We start from the raw sequence: 17,757 nt of genomic DNA on the forward strand, positions 1-17,757 counted from the left end.
ACCCGGAAGTCGTGTCATGCGCAAATCGCTCAGACTTTGCCCACTTCTCCTCGCGGTCGCGCTGCTATTTGGCGCCGGGCCCGCTTTGGCCGGGAAGCGCGTCGCGCTGGTGATCGCCAACTCGGCCTATCAGCACGCGCCGTCGCTTACGAACCCTGTCAATGACGGTTCGGTGATGGTCAGGACACTGAAAGAGGCCGGCTTCGACATCGTCGATTCCCGGCACGATCTGACGGCGCTGGACACCCGGCGCGTGCTGCGCGAATTCGCCGACCGGACCCGCGATGCCGACATCGCTGTGGTCTACTATGCCGGCCACGGCATCGAGGTCGAAGGCTCGAACTATCTGATCCCTGTCGATGCCAAGCTGGAGCGTGACACCGACGTCTTTGACGAGGCGCTCTCCCTCGACCGCGTCCTGGTCGCGGTCGAACCGGCCAAGCAGCTTCGACTGGTGATCCTGGACGCCTGCCGTGACAATCCGTTCGGCAAGACCATGAAGCGCACGGTCGCCTCGCGCGGCATCGGCCGCGGCCTCGCCCAGGTCGAGCCGACCAGCCCCAACACGCTGATCGCCTATTCGGCCAAGGCCGGCTTCACGGCTCAGGACGGCGACGGCGCCAACAGCCCCTTTACCATGGCGCTGTCGAAGCATCTGACGACACCGGGCCTCGACATTCGCCGCGCCTTCGGCTTCGCGCGTGACGACGTGCTCAAGTCGACCGGCAACAAGCAAGAGCCGTTCGTCTATGGCTCGCTCGGCGGCGAGGACGTGCCGCTGGTGCCGGTCAAGGTCGCCGCCGCGGCTCCGGCAGCGCCTGCGCTGAATCCGCAGGCCGACATCCGCCGCGATTACGAGCTCGCGCTGCAGGTCGGCAACAGGCCGGCGTGGGATGCCTTCCTCGCCCAGCATCCCGATGGTTTCTATTCGAGCCTCGCCAAGCTTCAGCTTGAAAAAATCGGCGCCGAGCAGGCTCATGCGGCGGCCACCGAGAAGGCGAAGCAGGCCGAGGCCGAGCGCGATCGCCTTGCTGCTGTCGGTGCGCAGAAGGATGCGCAGGCCAAGGCAGCCGCCGACGCGAAGGTCGCGGAGCAAGTGCAGCTTTCCGCGCAAAAGGCCAAGGAGCAGGCGCAGCAGCAGGCGGCCGCTGCCGAGCAGCAACGCGTCATTCTCGCCGCCACGGCGCCAAGTGCTGCGCCCGCCAGCACGGCGAGCCCCGCCGGCACCAACGTCGCGTCGCTGACGCCGGCCACTGCGCCGGCCGATCTCAGCCGCTCGGTGCAGACCGAGCTCGGCCGCGTCGGCTGCTTCTCCGGTGCTGCCGACGGCAACTGGACGACGTCCGCGCAGCGGTCGTTGTCGCAGTTCAACCGCTATGCCGGCACCAAGCTCGACGTGAAGGTGGCGATCATCGATGCACTCGACACGGTCAAGTCAAAACAGTCGCGCGTCTGTCCGCGGGTTTGCGAGCACGGCTTCAAGGCCGACGGCGACAAGTGCACTAGGATCGTCTGCCGTGACGGCTATGCGCTGAACGACGACAATGAATGCGAGAAGAAGCGTGCCGCAAAGCCCACGGCTTCCAAGCCCGCGACCTCGCGACGCGACGACGGCGAAGACCGTCCGGTGCGGCAGCGTCGTCAGGCAGGCGGCGCAGGTGCCGGTGCGGCGGGCGGCTTTGGTGGCGCTGCCGGCGTTGCGTCTGCGGCCGGCGCCGGCCGCGCCGCAGGTGGCGGACAGCTATTCTGCAATAACGGCGGCTGTCGTGCGGTCAACCGCGGCTGCCATCTCGAATATCGCGGCGGCGGCGGCCCCGGCAACGATGCAAATGTCGAGGTGTGTAACTGACACTACCGGGTCGTCCGGGCTTTCGCCGGGACGACGGGATCAAGTCGCGATTGCACTCGCCGCGATGTTCACCGTCAGCGCCAGCAAGGCGGTGTTGTAGATGAATGACACGATGCCATGCGCGGTGGCGGTGCGGCGGATGGTCTTGTCGGTGATGCCGACGTCGGAGACCTGCGCGGTCATGCCGATCACGAACGAGAAATAGACGAAGTCCCAATAGTCAGCATGGTCTTCCTTGTCGCCGCTTGGAAACTGAAGGCCGCCCGGCGTGGCGTGACGATAATAGTCGTGCGCGTAATGCAGCGCGAAAGTCGTGTGCACGGCGGCCCAGGACAGCGCGATGGTGGTGATCGCGATGGTCAGCTCCGCGGCGCCGCGGTGGACGCCGAGTTCGGCGACAATGGCTGCGATGCTGGCGAAGGCACCGGTCGCCGTTACCAGCAGGATCACGAAGCGGCCGTCGTCCTGCATCGCAGCGGCGCGGCGGATGTGCTGGTGGTCGTTGCACAGCATCATCGCGTAGACCAGCACCAGATAGATTGCGATCAGCGCATCCCAGCCAAGCACAAGCCGCGTCGTCAGCCGGTACGAACCCGGTATGAGCAGGCAGACGAGGATACCGACGGCAAGCGATATGAACGTTCGCGGCCGCGCATACACCAGGCGCACCGGCCTCGACATCTTGCGGAAGCGAGCGAGGGCAAGATCTTCCTTGCTGCCGCTCGCCATAGCGCTATCAGCTCTTCCGTTCGGCCACGAACCGCGCGGCCGCTTGCAGCACGGCGGCCCGATCGCCGAAGATCGACACGGCGCTGTCAGCCCGCGCGAGCAGGTCGCGGACGCGCTGCTTGGCGCCTTCGAGGCCGAGTTGGGTGACGAAGGTGGTCTTGCCCATCGCTGCGTCCTGGCCCGAGGGCTTGCCGAGCGCAGCCGCGTCGCCTTCGACGTCGAGCAGGTCGTCGGCGATCTGGAAGGCCTCGCCGAGTGCGCGACCGTAATCGTCGAGCGCCTGATATTCCTTTTGCGAGGCTTGGCCGAGGATCGCCCCGGCGATGCAGCCGTAACGCAGCAGCGCACCGGTCTTCATCTGCTGAAGACGCGCCACGTCCACCGGCTCGCGGTCGCCAAAGCGGCCTTCGCCGGCGAGATCGAGGATCTGGCCGCCGACCATGCCGCCGATGCCGGCGCAGCGCGCCAGCGCGCGCGTCAGCAGGAGCCGCACATTGGCATCGCGATGAATCTCGTCGCGGGTGATGATGTCGAAGGCGAGCGTCAGGAGGCCGTCGCCGGCGAGGATCGCGGTGGCGTCGTCGGTCTTCTTGTGCAGGGTCGGGCGGCCGCGGCGCAGGTCCGAATTGTCCATCGCCGGAAGATCGTCATGGATCAGCGAATAGCAGTGGATGCATTCGAGCGCCGCACCAGCGAGCAGCGCGGCTTCGCGGGGCACGCCGAACACGGCGGCGCTCTCGACCACCAGGAACGGCCGCAGGCGCTTGCCGCCGTTGAGGCTCGAATAGCGCATTGCGTCCATCAGTCGCTTGGGCCGGGCGATCTCATCGGGCAGGATGTCGTCCGCCAACAGGCGCCCGAGCAGCGCCTCGGTGTCATCAGCGGTCTTGTCCAGACGTTTGGCGAAATCGGACGGGGACGTGCCGGTCATCAAGAAGGGCTCCAGAACTAAAATTCGGCGGGACAATCCTTTATGCGCCCGCCTCAGTCAATCGTTTGGAAGGCCTAAAAAGTGCTGGAAAACGCCCGAATTATCACAGACTTAATGCCGGGCCCGTGGCCGCGTTACGTTCTGCGCCGGAAAGGTTGATTTGCGCGTCGTCAAAACCGTTCTCCTGGTGCTCGTGGTCGCGGCTCTCGCGCCCTATGCGATCGCGCCGTTCTACCGCATTGGCCATCCCGTTTCGACGCTGATGGCATGGCGCTCGCTCCGGGCCGCGCCGATGCAGCGGGAGTGGATCGATCTGGCGGCGATGTCGCCCTCACTGCCGCGCTCGGTGGTGGCGGCCGAGGACGCCCATTTCTGCAAGCATCACGGCATCGACTGGGGCGCGCTGCGTGAGGCCATCGACGACGCGCAGGAGGACGGCACCCCGTTCCGGGGCGCTTCCACCATCACCCAGCAGCTGGCGAAAAACCTGTTCCTCTGGCAGGGGCGCGATTTTGTCCGCAAGGCGCTGGAATTCCCGCTGGCGCTGTGGATCGACTTGGTCCTGCCCAAGGCGCGGATCCTGGAGATTTACCTCAACATCGCCGAACTGGGACCGCAGGGCCAGTTTGGGGTGGAGGCGGCCAGCGCCTATGCCTTCGGCAAGCCAGCCGCCAGTCTTTCCCCCCGGGAGGCCGCCCTTTTGGCCTCAATCCTGCCGAATCCGGTCAAACGCAGCGCCAGGACGCCGGGACCGGGCGTCCGGCGGCTGGCCGGGACCTATGTTGCGCGGGCGCAGGCCAGCTCGCTTTCGACCTGCTGGCGGGAAAATCGCTGATTTCGGGTCCTTTTCGGGCGCATTTTCCGTCCCAGAACCCTAGATTTAAGCCCGACCTTCCTCTATAAGCCCGGCCTTGACCGGCATTCAGCTCGCCTCGGTTTGCGGGTGCTGAGCCGTCCCCTCGCGGACGATGCCCCGAAACACCAATCCCTAGAGGATATTGAAATGGCCGTTCCGAGAAGAAAAACCTCGCCGTCGCGTCGTGGCATGCGCCGCTCGGCAGACGCCATCAAAAAGCCGACCTATGTGGAAGACAAGGACTCCGGCGAGCTCCGTCGTCCGCATCATCTCGACCTCAAGACCGGCATGTACAAGGGCCGTCAGGTCCTGAAGAAGAAAGAGTCCTGAATTCAGGACCTTTCCCCAGGCAGGATGATTTCGCCTGCCTGATTTCGGCCAACCCATGAGATATGACAGTGACGGCGGCGGAGCGAATGCTTCGCCGCCGCATTGTCCTGTCTGGATATCTTGATCGAGAAGGCATTCGCCGATGGTCGGTTTCCCGCTGCTTCTGATCCCGCTCGCGGTCTACAACATCATCGCCTTCCTGATGCCGAGCGTGTCCTTTACGGACGTGCTGTTCAAGGTTCCGATGATCACGGGCGAGGCCTGGCCGGTCACACTCGCCGACGTGATGCTCGCGCTTGGCGTCGTGCTGTTGCTGCTCGAAATAGTCAAGGGCGCGCGGCCCGGCTCGAAATTCCTGATGGATCATTTGCTGTCGCTGATCGTGTTCGGCGCGGCTGCGGCCGAATTCGTGATGTGGCCGAAATTCGGCAACTCCACCTATTTCCTTTTGGTGCTGCTCGCGATGGCCGACTTCCTCGGCGGCATCGCCCAGCGCACGCGCCGCCGCGGCGCCTATGTCGCCGAGACTGTGCCGGCATCGCGCAAGGCCAGGCGCCAGGCTGAAGTGGCAGCCGATGAAGCGGTGGTCGAGTCCAAGTTCGAGCCCGTCTCTGCGCCGGCGGTGCCGCCCGCATCCGCACCCTCCGCGCAGTCGGTCGCCGAATCCGTGCTGATCGATCACCCCGCGCCGAAGCCGGCTCAGAGCACGTCCTCGCCGGAAATCCCCTCGCCGCATCTTCAGCCCGGCAACGGCACGCCGTCGTCTCCCGACGCGCCGCGCTGATCTACTTCAAGCCACCTGCCGCGTGCGCGCGGTGACGCTCGGAAGCGGATGCTTGCTGCCATAGGCTACCTGCGCATCCTCGGAAGACGCACGGCGGAGCCGGCTCGTCTGGGGCAGGTTCTCGGCATTGGCAATGAGCTGGGTGACGAAGCTGGGATCGGGGCGCGGCAGCGGCGCCTTGTGGACCCACTGCAAAATCGGCAGCTGCGGCACCAGGGCCGTGCCCGTGCCGTTGTCCGCCTGGTCCGATCGGTTCGTACTCAACATCGCTATCACCGTTGATCCGGCAAGCCTGTCGCGTTTCGGGACGCTGGCGCCGGTGCGTGTCATGTACTCGCAAGGCCTATGCCGGACGGGCCGGTTTGGTTCCTGCGGCGTGAGGAAACGTGGTTTCCAAATTGTTTATCAACTTTGCCTAGGGTCAATGGCGAATCTGGCTTTATCCTGTGCCGACTCAGGACTCCCCGCTGTCCCGAAACGAGGCGATTTTGACCCCCGCATTGCCGCAAGCCTCCGACATCCTGGCCGCCCTTGGCCAAGCCGTGTTCGCCTGGGACATCGCCAGCGATGCAATGATCTGGGGTGAGCAGGTCAGCGCCATCTTCCCCGGAATTCCCGCCGAGCGGCTGGCCACCGGCACCGAATTCGCCAAGCTGATCGAGCCCGCACAATCGCTGCGGACCGCTGCGCTGGCGCAGACCTCCGCCGTGCACGGCGCCGACGGCACGCCCTACCGGGTCGAGTACGGTGTGCGCATGAGCGCTGCCGATCCCGTGGTCTGGATCGAAGAGACCGGCCGCTGGTTCTCGGGACCCGATGGTCGGCCGGTGCGCGCGATCGGCTCCGTCCGCATCAACAATGAGCGCCACGCCCGCGACGAGGAACTGACGAAGCTGGCCCGGCTCGATCCGCTGACCGGCGAGCTCAATCGCTCGCATCTGATCGCGGCGCTGGCCGAGGCGATCGAGGAGACGACCCGTTTCCGGTCGACCGCGGCCTTCATGCTGGTCGGCATCGATCATCTCGCGCGCGTCAACGACGCCTTCGGTTTCGACGTTGCCGATGCCGTGATCCTCGACGTCGCCAAGCGCATCCGTGCGCGCCTGCGCGGCGGCGATGTGCTCGGCCGCTTCTCCGGCAACAAGTTCGGCCTGATCCTGAAGAACTGCACCGTCGACGACATGAACGTCGCCGCCGAGCGCTTCCTCGCCGGCATCCGCGACGAGGTGGTGCCGACCAAATCCGGCCCGGTGTCGGTCACCGCCTCGATCGGCGCGGTCAGCGTGCCGCGCTATGCCCGCAACACCGACGAGGCCGTCAATCGCGCCCACGAGACGCTGGACGCCGCAAAACAACGCCGCGTGGGTTCGTTCGCGACCTGGCGTCCCGATGCCGCGCGCGACGCGCAGCGCCGCGTCAACATCCGCGTTACCGACGAGATCGTCACCGCGCTGAACGAGCGCCGTATCAAGCTCGCCTATGAGCCGGTGGTCTCGGCCGCCTCGCGCGAGCGCGCGTTCCACGAATGCCTGGTGCGGATGGACCAGGGCGGCGGCCAGGTGCTGCTCGCGCCCGATATCGTGCCGGTCGCTGAGCGGCTCGGCCTGATCCGCCTGGTCGATCACCGCGTGCTCGAGCTCGTGGTCGCCGAGCTCGCGGCCGCGCCTGACATCTGCCTCAGCCTCAACATCTCGCCAGACACGACGATGGATCCGGACTGGTGGGCCAGCATCGAATCGCTGATGCGCGCGCATCCCGGTGTTGCCGAGCGTCTGATCGTCGAGATCACCGAGACGGTCGCGATCCAGGACATCGACGACGTACGCGGCTTCGTCACGCGGCTGAAGAATTTCGGCAGCCGCATCGCCATCGACGATTTCGGCGCCGGCTACACCTCGTTCCGCAATCTGCGCAAGCTCGGCGTCGATATCGTGAAGATCGACGGCGCCTTCGTGCAGAACATCACCCATTCCGCCGACGACCGCGCCTTCGTGCAGACCCTGATCGACCTCGCCCGCCGCCTCGACATCAAGACGGTGGCCGAATGGGTGCAGGACGAAGAGGCCGCAAACATGCTGCGCGACTGGGGCTGCGACTACATCCAGGGCCGTTTGATCGGGCTCGCGTCGGCCGACCGTCCGTGGAGCGCGTCGCCGGATAACGTGCTGCCTGCGGCAGGCTGAGACAAAACCCTCACGCCCCTTCATCCAGCGCCACCAGCTTGCGCTTTTTGCGCAGCGCCGGCAACAGCGGCGCGACCAGCAGCACCAGCGCCAGTACGAGACACGCCGCCGAGATCGGACGCTGCACAAAGGTCCAGAGGTCGCCCTGCGACAGGATCAGCGACTTGCGCAGATTGTTCTCCAGCATCGGTCCGAGCACGAAGGCGAGCACCAGCGGGGCCGGCTCATAGCCGAGCTTGCGCATGAAATAGCCGATGATACCGAACGCGATCATCACATAGACGTCGAACACGTTGTTGCTCGAGCAGTACACGCCGATGATCGTGAACAGGATGATCAGGGGGAAGAGAATGTTGTAGGGCAGCTTGAGCAGCTGCACCCACATGCCGATCATCGGCAGATTGAGGATCAGCAACATGACGTTGCCGATATACATGCTGGCGACGATGCCCCAGAACAGACCGGGGTTTTGCGTGATCAGCAGCGGTCCCGGCTGAAGGCCGTGGATGACGAAAGCGCCGAGCAGTAGCGCCATCACCACGTTTGGCGGGATGCCCAGCGTCATCAGTGGGATGAACGCGCCGCCGGCTGCCGCGTTGTTGGCGGATTCGGGGCCTGCGACGCCTTCGATCGCGCCATGGCCAAAACGCTCCGGCGTTTTCGACAGCCGCTTCTCCAGCGCATAGGACGCGAACGAGGCCACCACCGCGCCACCGCCCGGCAGGATGCCGAGCAGGAAGCCGAGCACGGTGCCGCGCGCGACCGGACCGGCGCTCGCCTGCCAATCGGCCTTGGTGGGCAGGAGTTGCGTAATCCTGGCGTTGATGATGTCGCGCTTGATCGCCTGCTCGATGTTGAGTAGCACCTCGGCGACCCCGAACAGGCCCATCACGACGGGGACGAGTCCGATACCGTCGATCAGCTCCATGCGGCCGAATGTCAGCCGCGGCTGCGCCGTGATGCTGTCGAGCCCGATCAGTCCGAGCACGACACCCGTGCATGCCATCAACAGCGCCTTCGGCATCGAGCCCTGGGTGAGGAAGGTGAGCACCACGAGGCCCAGCACCATCAGGCTGAAATACTCGGCCGGGCCAAACGCGATCGCAATGCCCGCAAGCCGAGGCGCCACCAGCATCAGCGCGACCAGCGAAAACGTGCCGGCGATGAAGGAACCGAAGGCAGAGATGCCCAGCGCAGGGCCAGCTCGGCCCTGCTTCGCCATCTGGTGGCCGTCGATACAGGTGACGACGGAAGCGGCTTCGCCGGGGATGTTGACCAGGATCGAGGTGGTCGAGCCGCCATACATCGAGCCGTAATAGATGCCCGCCATCATGATGATGCCGGACTCCGGCGTTCCCGACAGCGTCACCGGAAGCAACAGCGACATCGCCGAGATCGGTCCGATGCCCGGCAGTACGCCGACCAGCGTGCCGATGAAGACGCCAATGAAGCAATAGAGCAGGTTGATCGGTAGCAGCGCGACGCCAAACCCGTGCGCGACGTTGACGAGCGTGTCCATGCGGCTAACCCATCCCGAACAGGCCCGAGGGCAACTGGATCAGCAGCACCCGCTCGAGCACCCACCACATCCCGAGCGGCACCAGCACCGCGACCGGGATCGCCAGTGTCCAGCGCACGGGATCGATCAACCGTAACAAGAGCAGCATCAACGGGATCGACGATAACAGGAATCCCAGCGGCTCCAGGGCAAAGGAGAATGCGGTGAGGCAGGCGATGACGAGGAGTGGTTTGCCCCAGCTCACATTATCCCAGCGTGAGGCCAGCGTCGGGCCGCCCTCCGTGATGGCCGAAATGATAATGCTGACCGCGAACACGCACATCAAGATGCCCGTGTAGAACAGCACGTAGCCGGAGCCGGGGTCGTTGATCGTGCCGAGCTTGAGCTTAACGCCCTGCCAGATCACGAAGCCGCCCAGCGCGAGCCCGATCAACCCGCCCCAGAGTTCGGAGTTGTTGAGGCGGAGTTTGACGTTGGTTTTGTCGTTCATAGACGCCCTCTCGGCCGTTCCCCGGACGCTGCGCAGCGCCATAAGTGCGTTCACGCACGTCTTCGACATGCTATGGCGGTGCGCCGCAGATCCGGGGTCCATAGATGCGTGGCAAATGTAGATGCCGGACGCGACGCAGCGCTGGAGAAGCGCTGCACCGCGTCCGGGACATAAAAGTGGCTCAATCCTACTTCTTCGCAAGCCCGAGCGTGTCGATCACCTTGCGCTCTGACTCCGTGACCTCGACGACGAACTTCCTGTAGTCCTCGGTATTCTTGTAGCTCGGCACCATGTCGTATTTGGCGAGCGTGGCGACCACCGCGGGGTCCTCGACCGCCTTCTTGAAGGCGTCGTGCAGCTTGGCGACGATCTTGGGATCCATGCCCTTGGGTCCTGCGATGCCGAACGGGGAATCAAAGACCATGGGATAGCCGAGCTCCTTCAGCGTCGGCACGTCAGGATAGTTCGGCGACCGCGCGCCGGTCCACACCATGAGAAGCTTCAGCTTGCCGGCGTCAACCAAGGGCCGCCAACCGGTGGAGTCGGCTTGCAGCATGGTGTGTTGGCCGAGTACCGCGGCGTTGGTCTCTGCCCCGCCCTTGAACGGTACCTGCGTGAGCTTGATGCCGGACATCGCGGCGATCTGCTCCATGCCGATATGAAGCGAGGTGCCGGTGCCCGGCGTCGCGTAGGTCACCTTGCCCGGATTTGCCTTCGCGAACGCAACCACGTCTTTCCAGGACTTGAACTGCGACTCCGCGCTGGTGGTTACGCCGAAGGTGTAGCCGGTGAGATGAATGATGTAGGTAAAATCTTTTGCCGGATCCCACGACACCTCCTGCATCAGGGGCAGGCGGAAGACGGTGATCGGAAGCTGTGAGATGGTGTAGCCGTCCGGCTTCGCGGCCGCGGCCATGGTGGCAGGTCCGACCGTGCCGCCGCCGCCCGCCTTGTTGTCGATCACGATCGGCTGCCCGAGGACCTTGGAGGCGCTGTCGGCGATCGCGCGCATCGAGATGTCGGTCGATCCGCCGGCCGGCCATGGCACGATCAGCGTCACCGGTTTGGTGGGATAGTCCTGCGCACCGGCGGCGGTTGCGAGCAACGCGCTCACGACGGTATGCATGGCGGCAAACGCGATTGTCTTCAGCCCGTATCGCGACATCGAAATTCCTCCCTCGCAGTGGCCTCGTTCGGGCCGCCGTTTCTCATTGTTATGACGGGATTGTCCCCGAAATCATGGGAGAAGAAAAGCGCATTGCGCGGCGGCTCCGCCGGGGCGAGACGGTGATTCCGGCGAAAAACGCACGTGCGACAATTGGTCGTTTGGAAGTGTGCCGAGATACGGAATTTGCCGTCGGCGGAGCCTTTACGCCACGCGGCGGACTGCGTTCAGCGTCTCGATCATGCGTTCGACTTCCGCGGCCGGGCAGGGCTTGCCGAAATAATATCCCTGCACGTCGGTGCAGCCGCATTCGCGCACGAAATGGAGTTGCTCCGCCGTCTCCACACCTTCCGCCGTGGTCTCGACGCCCAGCACCGAGCCAAGGCTGGCGATGGTACGGACGATCGCCACGCTCTCCGGGCTTTCGCCGAGGGTGCCGACGAAGGAGCGGTCGATCTTGATGCGGTCGAACGGGAATTTGCGCAGATAGCTCAGCGAGGAATAGCCGACGCCGAAATCGTCGAGACTGACACGCACCCCTAACGCGCGGAGCTGGTGCAGGATCTCGATCGTCGCCTCGCTGTCGTCGAGCAGCGCCGTCTCGGTGACCTCGAGCTCGAGCCGGTGCGGCGGCAGGCCGGCCTCCGCAAGCGCGCTCGTGACCATCGCCACCAGCCCGCGCGCGCGGAACTGCACCGGCGACAGGTTCACCGCGACGGTGAGATCGGGCCAGGACACGGCAGCCGCGCACGCCGTGCGCAGCACCCATTCGCCGATCGGAACGATCAACCCGTTCTCTTCCGCGATCGGGATGAATTCGGCCGGCGAGACGACGCCGCGCGACGGATGTTTCCAGCGCAGCAGCGCTTCGAAGCCGGTGAGTTCGGTCGAGTCGAGCCGCACCTGCGGCTGGAACGCAAGGTGGAATTCCCGTGCCTCCAGCGCGCCGTGCAGGTCGTGCTCCAGCGCGTGCCGGCTCCGGGCCTCTTCCTCCATCTCGGGCTCGAACAGTTGATAGGCGCCGCGCCCCTTGGCCTTGGCCTGGTACAGCGCGAGGTCGGCGCATTTCATCAGCTCGTCGGCATCGAGCCCGTGCTCGGGCGCGATTGCGATGCCGACGGAGACGCCGACATGGATCGACTGGTTCTCCAGCGGCGGCGGGTGACCGATGACCTCAACCAGGCGGCGTGCGAGCTTTTCCGCCGATTGCGGCTGCGGTCCGCGCTGGAGAACGGCGAATTCGTCGCCGCCGAGCCGCGCGACGGTGTCGTGCTCGCCGACATTCTCTTTCAGCCGCGCCGCGACCCAGCGCAACAGCCGGTCGCCGGCCGCGTGGCCGAGGCGGTCGTTGACGGTCTTGAAATTGTCGAGGTCGAAGCACAGCACCGCCATCGCGCCGCCGGCGATCGCGACCTGGTTCAGCCCCTCGCCCATCTTCTCGCGGAACAGCGTGCGGTTGGGCAGGTCAGTGAGCGAATCGTGCAGGGCCATGTGCGCCACGCGGGCCTGCGCCTTGTGGCGCTCGGTGACGTCCTCATAGGTGACGACCCAGCCGCCGTGCTCCATTCGCTTGTGATTGAGCTTGATGATGCGGCCGTCGCTCAGATGGTGGTGCAGCGTGTGCTCGCCCTCGCGCAGCCTCTCGACATAGTCGGCATAGAGCCGCGCGCCGGTGGTATTCGGATGGATACCGAGGTCGCAGCTGTGCTCCATGATCTCGCGCATCGAGACGCCCGGCTTCACCAATTCGGGCGACAGTCCGTACATCTCGATATAGCGGCGGTTGCAGACGATCACGCGCAGGCTCGGATCGAGCATGCACAGGCCCTGGCTCATGTTGTTCAGAGCCGCGTCGAAGCGCCGATACTGCTCGCTCAACTCCTCGACCGCGTGCTCGCGCTCGGTGATGTCCTCATAGGTGGCAACGAAGCCGCCCTCGGCCAGCGCGCAATAGCGCACCGAGATCATGGTGTCGTTCGACATGCGCCGGCGCCTCGGCGAGGAGTCACGGTCGGCGATCCTCGCGCTGGCGGCTTCCAGGAGCTGCTGCGGACTATATTCGGATGAGAACGCGCCGTTCGTCATCGAGCGCTCGATCAGCTCGCCGAGATGCGTACCGGGTTTGGTCTCCTCCGGCGACAGCCGATAGATCTTCCGGTAGGTGGTATTGCAGACGCGCAGGCGCATGTCGCTGTCGTAGAAGGCGAGCCCGTGCGCCATGTTCTCCAGCGCGGCATCGAGGATGAAGTTCTGCTGCCTCAGCGTCTCCTCGTATTGCAGCCGCTCGGTGACGTCTTCGTGCACCGTCACCCAGCCGCCGTCGGGCAGGAAACGGGAGACCGCCTGCACCATCCGTCCGTCGTAGCGCATCACCAGCAGGGTTTTTGCCTTCCTGGCGCACACGTCCTTCAGCCTGGTGTCGTGGAATTCCTCGGCAGACATCCCTGGCAGGTTGCCGCGCGAAAGCCAGTGATCGATGGCCTTGCGGTGCGTGACGCCCGGCTTCACGATTTCCGGGTCGAGATTGTAGAGGTTCAGGAAACGTTCGTTGCAGACGACGACGCGGCTGTCGGAATCATACATGATGAGCCCGTGCGACATGTTCGCGAGTGCGTGCTGGCTGCGCTCGGTCTGCACGTGCAGCTCCGCCTCGAGCCGGGCGAGGCGGCTGACGTCGTCGCAGATCGTCATCCAGCCGCCGCCGGGGAGCGGCTTCAGCTCGAGTGCCATGACGAGGCCGCTTGCCAGATGCTGCTCCGTTCGGAACGGTTGACCGTCCGCGATCTGCTTCATGCGCCTGGCATAGAGCGCATCGAGGTCGTTCGCCGGGAAGTTGCCGAGCTCAGCGCTATGAGCGAGCACGTCGCGATAGCTCGTGCCGACCCGCACGATCTCGGCCGACATGTTGAACAGCGTGAGGTAGCGCTGATTGACCAGCACGATCCGGTTGGCGACGTCGTAGACGCAGACGCCTTGCTCCATGTGGTCGAGCGCAAGCTGGCTCAGTCCGACGAGGGCCTCCGGGCCCTCTTCGCGGCGTGCATCAAGCTCGTTGGCGCGGATCGACGTCATGGGGCGGCGGGGTCTCGGCGGGCAATAGACTTAACGCAGCGTAATTCAGTCGCTGAGGGTAGCGAAGAGGCGGGAAAATTCCCTTAAGCGCCGTAGTTTACGGAGGGTGACCGGCGGTGCAGAGAGGCGTGTATGCCGACATCTGAATGGTGAGGTCTTACCATCAGCCCGGACCTTATCGCCGTCATCCTGAGGTGCCGGAGCGAAGCGGAGGCCTCGAAGGGCGACGGCCCGGCTGCATCCCGACCGTCCATCCTTCGAGGCTCGCCGCGCTGCGCACGGCGAACACCTCAGGATGACGGGGCCAGAGTGCAGTCTCCGTACCGCTCTACGGCCCGTACAGGACCAGCTCCGTATCAGTGAGGTCGGCGAGCTGCGGCCGGTGCGGGCCTTTGAAATATTTGCGGCCACGCCGCTCGGTGTAGATGCCGACGAGGCCGGGAACAGGGCCATTGGAATCGATGGCAACCGAGATCTTGCCGAGCCGCAGCAGCAGCCGGCCGATGCGGCCTGCGCATTCGGTGTATTCGGCGGCGTTGCGACAGTAGATCAGCTTCATTGCGGGAGGCGCAATGAAGCCGCGGCGGATGCGCACCGGTTGCAGGATGAAAGGGAACGTTCCCTTCGGCGTGCGGCACACGAAGCTGAGGCAATTGTAGCGCGCGTGCCGCGTCAAGAGCTCGGTCTCGGGTTCGGAAAGTCCATCGATCATCTTGGCGTGCTGCGAGATGACCTCGATCTTGCTCCAGCGCGGCGCGCGCGCCAACGCAGGTACCGAGAAGAATATGCCGCGGCAATAGGCGCGAAAGCCCTGCGTCTCGATGATCGGCCAGGTCCACCGCGCCGGGCTGATGTTGAGATAGGTAACGTCCTTGTGCCGCTGCGCGATCTTGGTCAGGAGCGGGGCGTAGTTGCGGTAGGCCGGATCGACGTACCAGCTCGACAAATTGCACTGGATGGCGGTCTCGCCGCCGTCCTTCCGCGCCGTGTAGATCAGCAGCAGCACGCCGACCGGCGTGCCGTCATTGTCGAGCATGTAGCCGAAGCGCGGGTAACCTTCCGGCACAGGCCGGAAGGCCTGCCGGCGCAGGCCCTGGATCCAGTAGTTGCGCGAGCGGCCCACGAAGCCGCGTGTCAGCAAGTCCGCGACTGCCTCGACGTCGGACTCGGTGATCTCGCGGCATCGGACCTTGGTGTGGATCACGCTGGTTTTTCCCGTGGAAATGACTGGCCTCGTTCCGTTAGCGCCAGCCTTCGCCATGGGCATCGGCCGCGGTCCGCGACTGCAGGCCCATGATCTCCCGCACCTTGGCGGGCCAGGCGGAAAGGTCGGTGCCGTGGGTGTGGAACATGGCGACGGCCAGGCGGTCCATGCCGAAGGCGACGCAGCCCGTGTGGGCCGGCTGACCATTGGCGTCCTGGATGTCCCAGGTCGTGCCGAAATGCTCGCGGTGATAGTTGAAGCTCATGCAGGCGGTCGGCTGCTCTTCCGAGCGCAGCGGGATCAGCAGCTCGAACTTGAGCTGCTGCTGCTTCTGGCTCACCGCCTTCATCTGGCCGACGCGACCGAAGAAGGGGTCGCTGGCATAGTCGACGCGGAAGGTGAGACCGAGATCGGTCGCGATCGCCTGCGCGCGCACCATCCAGCGCTCGCGGAAATCGGCGACGTCATCGGGGCTGCCGATGCAGACATATTCCCGCATCCGGAACGACTGCAGCCGGTCGAGATGTTTTGACGGCTCACGGCGGAAGCAGTCGGCGGCGACGTCGAAACGCAGGCCACCCTTCGGCAGCGGGCCGCGGCTCGCCGCGATCGGATAGACGGGATAGCAGGCCGCCGGCGACAGCACGAGGTCTGCCGGCGAGAGCGAGCTGGTCCAGTCGCCGCCGGCATCGAAGCGGCTTACCGCGGCGTTGATCTCGCGCTCGGTGCCGTGCAGGCCACATACGCAGCCGAGCAGGTTTGGAAAGCTCTTGAGATAGCCGGACTTCTCGAGCTGTGAACGGCTCATCACCGGCGGGAAGCGCATCACCTCGGTGCCGGCCTCGCGATGGCTCGTGATCAGTGCGGCGAGCCGCTCGACGATTCCCTCATAGAGCGCGGTGCGGGCGTAGACGCCGTCCGAGCCCATGGAGTGGAACAGCTTGCCGGCGAGATGATCGAGCGGATCGGCCATTTGCGGCGCGGTCTCGGGCGAATTGGGGAGGACGGCAATGTTCATGGTTCGGTGTCCTGCTATCTCAAAATTGTTCTTGTTGGTTTAGTCGCCAAGGTACGTCAGTCACGCCAAGGCACGTCAGGCACGAAGAGGCACGTCAGTCATGAAGGCTGGTCGGCACGCCGCTCATCAGGGTCGATGTCGCGGCATTGGCCAAAATGCGGTCGTTGTTGATCATAATTGGCGATGACAGCACGTCGCGCAGGTGACGGCCCATGGTGAACTCACCGTCGTTGCGGTAACCGGAAAGGCCTGCGGTGCGCATCGCATGCATCACGGTCTCGACCGCGAGCTCCGAGGCCTGCACCTTCAGAAGCGTGATCGAAGACTGGAAGTCGAGCGAGCCGAGCGCCCGTTCGTCGTGTTCGGCACGGGCGAAGGTGTCGATATTGGCTGATATCAGTGCACGCAGCTTGGCGAGCGACATCTTGGCGGCGGTGAAATGCGCGGCCGCCGGCGGCATCTGACCACCCGAGGTGCGGGCCGCCTTGCGGACGAAGGCCTGCGCACGGGTAACTGCGGCTGCAGCGATACCAGCCCAGGCCGAGGACCAGCACAGATGCGCGAACGGCGTCATGGTCTGGGCGTGGATCTTGTCATAGGATTCCGGGAAGACGCGGTCGGCGGGGCAGTCGACCTTCAACTCGAAACCGGTCGAACAGGTGCCGCGCATGCCGAGCGTTTCCCAGCCCAGCGTCCGCTTCAGCGAATAATCGTCCCGGGCGAGCGCCAGCAGCACCTGGTCGGACGCAGAAGCATTGGTGGCGCGGCGGGCGATGGTGACGAGGCCGTCGGCCTCGGCGCCGTAGGAGATCACGGTGGCGTCTCGCACGAGCGAGACGGTATCGCCGGCGTGGTCGACCGCAGCCGCGCTGGCGCGGATGTTGCCGCCGTTCTGCCCTTCGGTGGTGGAGGAGGCCAGCAGCCACTGGTCGCGCGCGACCCGGCGCATCATGGTTTCCATCCAGGGAATGCCGTGACCGTGCCTGACGACGCAGGCGACCTTTGTCGTGTGCATCGCGTAGACCATCGACGTGGAGGCGCAGGCGCGTCCGAGCGCGTAGCAGATATCGGTGACGTCGTGGATCGAGGCGCCGAAGCCGCCGAACTCGACCGGGATCATGACGCCGAGCAGCTTCTGCTCGCGCGCGACCTCGAAAGCCTTGTGGGGGAAGCGGGCGTCGCGATCGACCCCGTCTGCGTCGGCTGCCGCCGCGGCGGCGGTCCGGGCGGTGCGCTCGACGAGGGAAGGACCCTGCTCGAGATAGCTCGTCTGCGTCTCGTCGACAGTGAGGACTGCTTCACGCACGTTCATGCTCGTCCGCCTCCGGTTTGCCGTTCAGGATCGCCGGCATCATTCGCGATGCCGCTTGAGCGATCCTCCGACCATCTTTGCTTATGAGATGAGGCTACGGATTTAATTCAAATTCGTCGATGAAATAGAGGGTAAACAAAGTCCAATTCCGAACAAGCAGTTAAGGTCGGGTTGTTTGCATCGCCCGTATTTCCGCGATCGCGTTAGGGATCTGTAAGAGGCCGGAATTCCAGACAATCTGAGTCATCGTTTACTAAGAAACGCGAAGTAATGGTGGCGTCCATTGCGGGATCGGCCCGCCGTGCCCATCGTAGC

Annotated in this window: 15 protein-coding genes; 5 read left to right on the top strand and 10 right to left on the bottom strand. The window is 64.9% G+C overall.

Going from position 1 to position 17,757, the window contains the following annotated elements; translation table 11 throughout:
* Positions 1–16: 16 nt before the first annotated feature.
* The gene (locus tag IVA74_RS34425; protein WP_247351707.1) at positions 17–1,849 is read left to right on the top strand and encodes a caspase family protein; all 1,833 of its coding nucleotides are present in this window, start codon (positions 17–19) and stop codon (positions 1,847–1,849) included.
* 39 nt (positions 1,850–1,888) lie between these two features.
* Here IVA74_RS34425 and IVA74_RS34430 read toward each other — a convergent pair whose 3' ends face one another.
* Both IVA74_RS34430 and IVA74_RS34435 read right to left on the bottom strand, forming a co-directional pair.
* Entirely contained in the window at positions 1,889–2,578 is a 690-nt protein-coding gene (locus tag IVA74_RS34430; protein ID WP_247351708.1) for a DUF1345 domain-containing protein, read from the bottom strand.
* A 7-nt stretch (positions 2,579–2,585) separates the two neighbouring features.
* Positions 2,586–3,509, bottom strand: coding sequence for a polyprenyl synthetase family protein (locus IVA74_RS34435; protein ID WP_247351710.1), 924 nt, complete (start codon positions 3,507–3,509; stop codon positions 2,586–2,588).
* A gap of 160 nt (positions 3,510–3,669) precedes the next feature.
* On the opposite strand from IVA74_RS34435, the gene mtgA reads away from it, so the two are divergent.
* The 3 genes from mtgA to IVA74_RS34450 all read left to right on the top strand — a co-directional run bounded on the left by mtgA (position 3,670) and on the right by IVA74_RS34450 (position 5,479).
* Positions 3,670–4,344: a monofunctional biosynthetic peptidoglycan transglycosylase gene (mtgA, locus tag IVA74_RS34440; protein ID WP_247351711.1), complete on the top strand. Its 675-nt coding sequence runs from the start codon at positions 3,670–3,672 to the stop codon at positions 4,342–4,344.
* Between the two features lie 168 nt (positions 4,345–4,512).
* Entirely contained in the window at positions 4,513–4,695 is a 183-nt protein-coding gene (gene rpmF, locus IVA74_RS34445; protein WP_007598106.1) for a 50S ribosomal protein L32, read from the top strand.
* 142 nt (positions 4,696–4,837) lie between these two features.
* Positions 4,838–5,479 (top strand): hypothetical protein, encoded by a 642-nt coding sequence (locus IVA74_RS34450; RefSeq protein WP_247351713.1) that lies wholly within the window; start codon positions 4,838–4,840, stop codon positions 5,477–5,479.
* 6 nt (positions 5,480–5,485) lie between these two features.
* Here IVA74_RS34450 and IVA74_RS34455 read toward each other — a convergent pair whose 3' ends face one another.
* Positions 5,486–5,746 carry a hypothetical protein gene (locus IVA74_RS34455; RefSeq protein WP_247351715.1) on the bottom strand — a complete coding sequence of 87 codons (261 nt, stop codon included), beginning with the start codon at positions 5,744–5,746 and terminating at the stop codon, positions 5,486–5,488.
* A 221-nt stretch (positions 5,747–5,967) separates the two neighbouring features.
* Here IVA74_RS34455 and IVA74_RS34460 point away from each other — a divergent pair, with 221 nt between their 5' ends.
* Positions 5,968–7,662 (top strand): bifunctional diguanylate cyclase/phosphodiesterase, encoded by a 1,695-nt coding sequence (locus tag IVA74_RS34460; protein WP_247351717.1) that lies wholly within the window; start codon positions 5,968–5,970, stop codon positions 7,660–7,662.
* 10 nt (positions 7,663–7,672) lie between these two features.
* Here IVA74_RS34460 and IVA74_RS34465 read toward each other — a convergent pair whose 3' ends face one another.
* From IVA74_RS34465 to IVA74_RS34495, 7 genes are all read right to left on the bottom strand, one after another.
* The gene (locus IVA74_RS34465; protein WP_247351719.1) at positions 7,673–9,181 is read right to left on the bottom strand and encodes a tripartite tricarboxylate transporter permease; all 1,509 of its coding nucleotides are present in this window, start codon (positions 9,179–9,181) and stop codon (positions 7,673–7,675) included.
* 4 nt (positions 9,182–9,185) lie between these two features.
* The gene (locus IVA74_RS34470; RefSeq protein ID WP_247351720.1) at positions 9,186–9,671 is read right to left on the bottom strand and encodes a tripartite tricarboxylate transporter TctB family protein; all 486 of its coding nucleotides are present in this window, start codon (positions 9,669–9,671) and stop codon (positions 9,186–9,188) included.
* Positions 9,672–9,858: 187 nt separating this feature from the next.
* Positions 9,859–10,836 (bottom strand): tripartite tricarboxylate transporter substrate binding protein, encoded by a 978-nt coding sequence (locus IVA74_RS34475; protein ID WP_247351722.1) that lies wholly within the window; start codon positions 10,834–10,836, stop codon positions 9,859–9,861.
* A 204-nt stretch (positions 10,837–11,040) separates the two neighbouring features.
* Positions 11,041–13,908 (bottom strand): PAS-domain containing protein, encoded by a 2,868-nt coding sequence (locus tag IVA74_RS34480; RefSeq protein ID WP_247351724.1) that lies wholly within the window; start codon positions 13,906–13,908, stop codon positions 11,041–11,043.
* Between the two features lie 328 nt (positions 13,909–14,236).
* Positions 14,237–15,112 (bottom strand): acyl-CoA acyltransferase, encoded by an 876-nt coding sequence (locus IVA74_RS34485; protein ID WP_247351726.1) that lies wholly within the window; start codon positions 15,110–15,112, stop codon positions 14,237–14,239.
* A gap of 37 nt (positions 15,113–15,149) precedes the next feature.
* Positions 15,150–16,130: an amino acid--[acyl-carrier-protein] ligase gene (locus IVA74_RS34490; protein WP_247351728.1), complete on the bottom strand. Its 981-nt coding sequence runs from the start codon at positions 16,128–16,130 to the stop codon at positions 15,150–15,152.
* A 94-nt stretch (positions 16,131–16,224) separates the two neighbouring features.
* Complete coding sequence (locus IVA74_RS34495) at positions 16,225–17,442, bottom strand: acyl-CoA dehydrogenase family protein (protein ID WP_247351731.1); 1,218 nt, start codon at positions 17,440–17,442, stop codon at positions 16,225–16,227.
* Positions 17,443–17,757 lie beyond the last annotated feature (315 nt).

The sequence above is a fragment of the Bradyrhizobium sp. 132 genome (genome assembly GCF_023074185.1).
Classification (GTDB): Bacteria; Pseudomonadota; Alphaproteobacteria; order Rhizobiales; family Xanthobacteraceae; genus Bradyrhizobium.

Bases quoted from the DNA above. Each gene is read 5' to 3' on its own strand.
- IVA74_RS34425 (WP_247351707.1), top strand. From the start codon at position 17: ATGCGCAAATCGCTCAGACTTTGCCCACTTCTCCTCGCGGTCGCGCTG.
- IVA74_RS34430 (WP_247351708.1), bottom strand. From the start codon at position 2,578: ATGGCGAGCGGCAGCAAGGAAGATCTTGCCCTCGCTCGCTTCCGCAAG.
- IVA74_RS34435 (WP_247351710.1), bottom strand. From the start codon at position 3,509: ATGACCGGCACGTCCCCGTCCGATTTCGCCAAACGTCTGGACAAGACC.
- rpmF (WP_007598106.1), top strand. From the start codon at position 4,513: ATGGCCGTTCCGAGAAGAAAAACCTCGCCGTCGCGTCGTGGCATGCGC.
- IVA74_RS34450 (WP_247351713.1), top strand. From the start codon at position 4,838: ATGGTCGGTTTCCCGCTGCTTCTGATCCCGCTCGCGGTCTACAACATC.
- IVA74_RS34455 (WP_247351715.1), bottom strand. From the start codon at position 5,746: ATGTTGAGTACGAACCGATCGGACCAGGCGGACAACGGCACGGGCACG.
- IVA74_RS34465 (WP_247351719.1), bottom strand. From the start codon at position 9,181: ATGGACACGCTCGTCAACGTCGCGCACGGGTTTGGCGTCGCGCTGCTA.
- IVA74_RS34470 (WP_247351720.1), bottom strand. From the start codon at position 9,671: ATGAACGACAAAACCAACGTCAAACTCCGCCTCAACAACTCCGAACTC.
- IVA74_RS34475 (WP_247351722.1), bottom strand. From the start codon at position 10,836: ATGTCGCGATACGGGCTGAAGACAATCGCGTTTGCCGCCATGCATACC.
- IVA74_RS34480 (WP_247351724.1), bottom strand. From the start codon at position 13,908: ATGACGTCGATCCGCGCCAACGAGCTTGATGCACGCCGCGAAGAGGGC.
- IVA74_RS34490 (WP_247351728.1), bottom strand. From the start codon at position 16,130: ATGAACATTGCCGTCCTCCCCAATTCGCCCGAGACCGCGCCGCAAATG.
- IVA74_RS34495 (WP_247351731.1), bottom strand. From the start codon at position 17,442: ATGAACGTGCGTGAAGCAGTCCTCACTGTCGACGAGACGCAGACGAGC.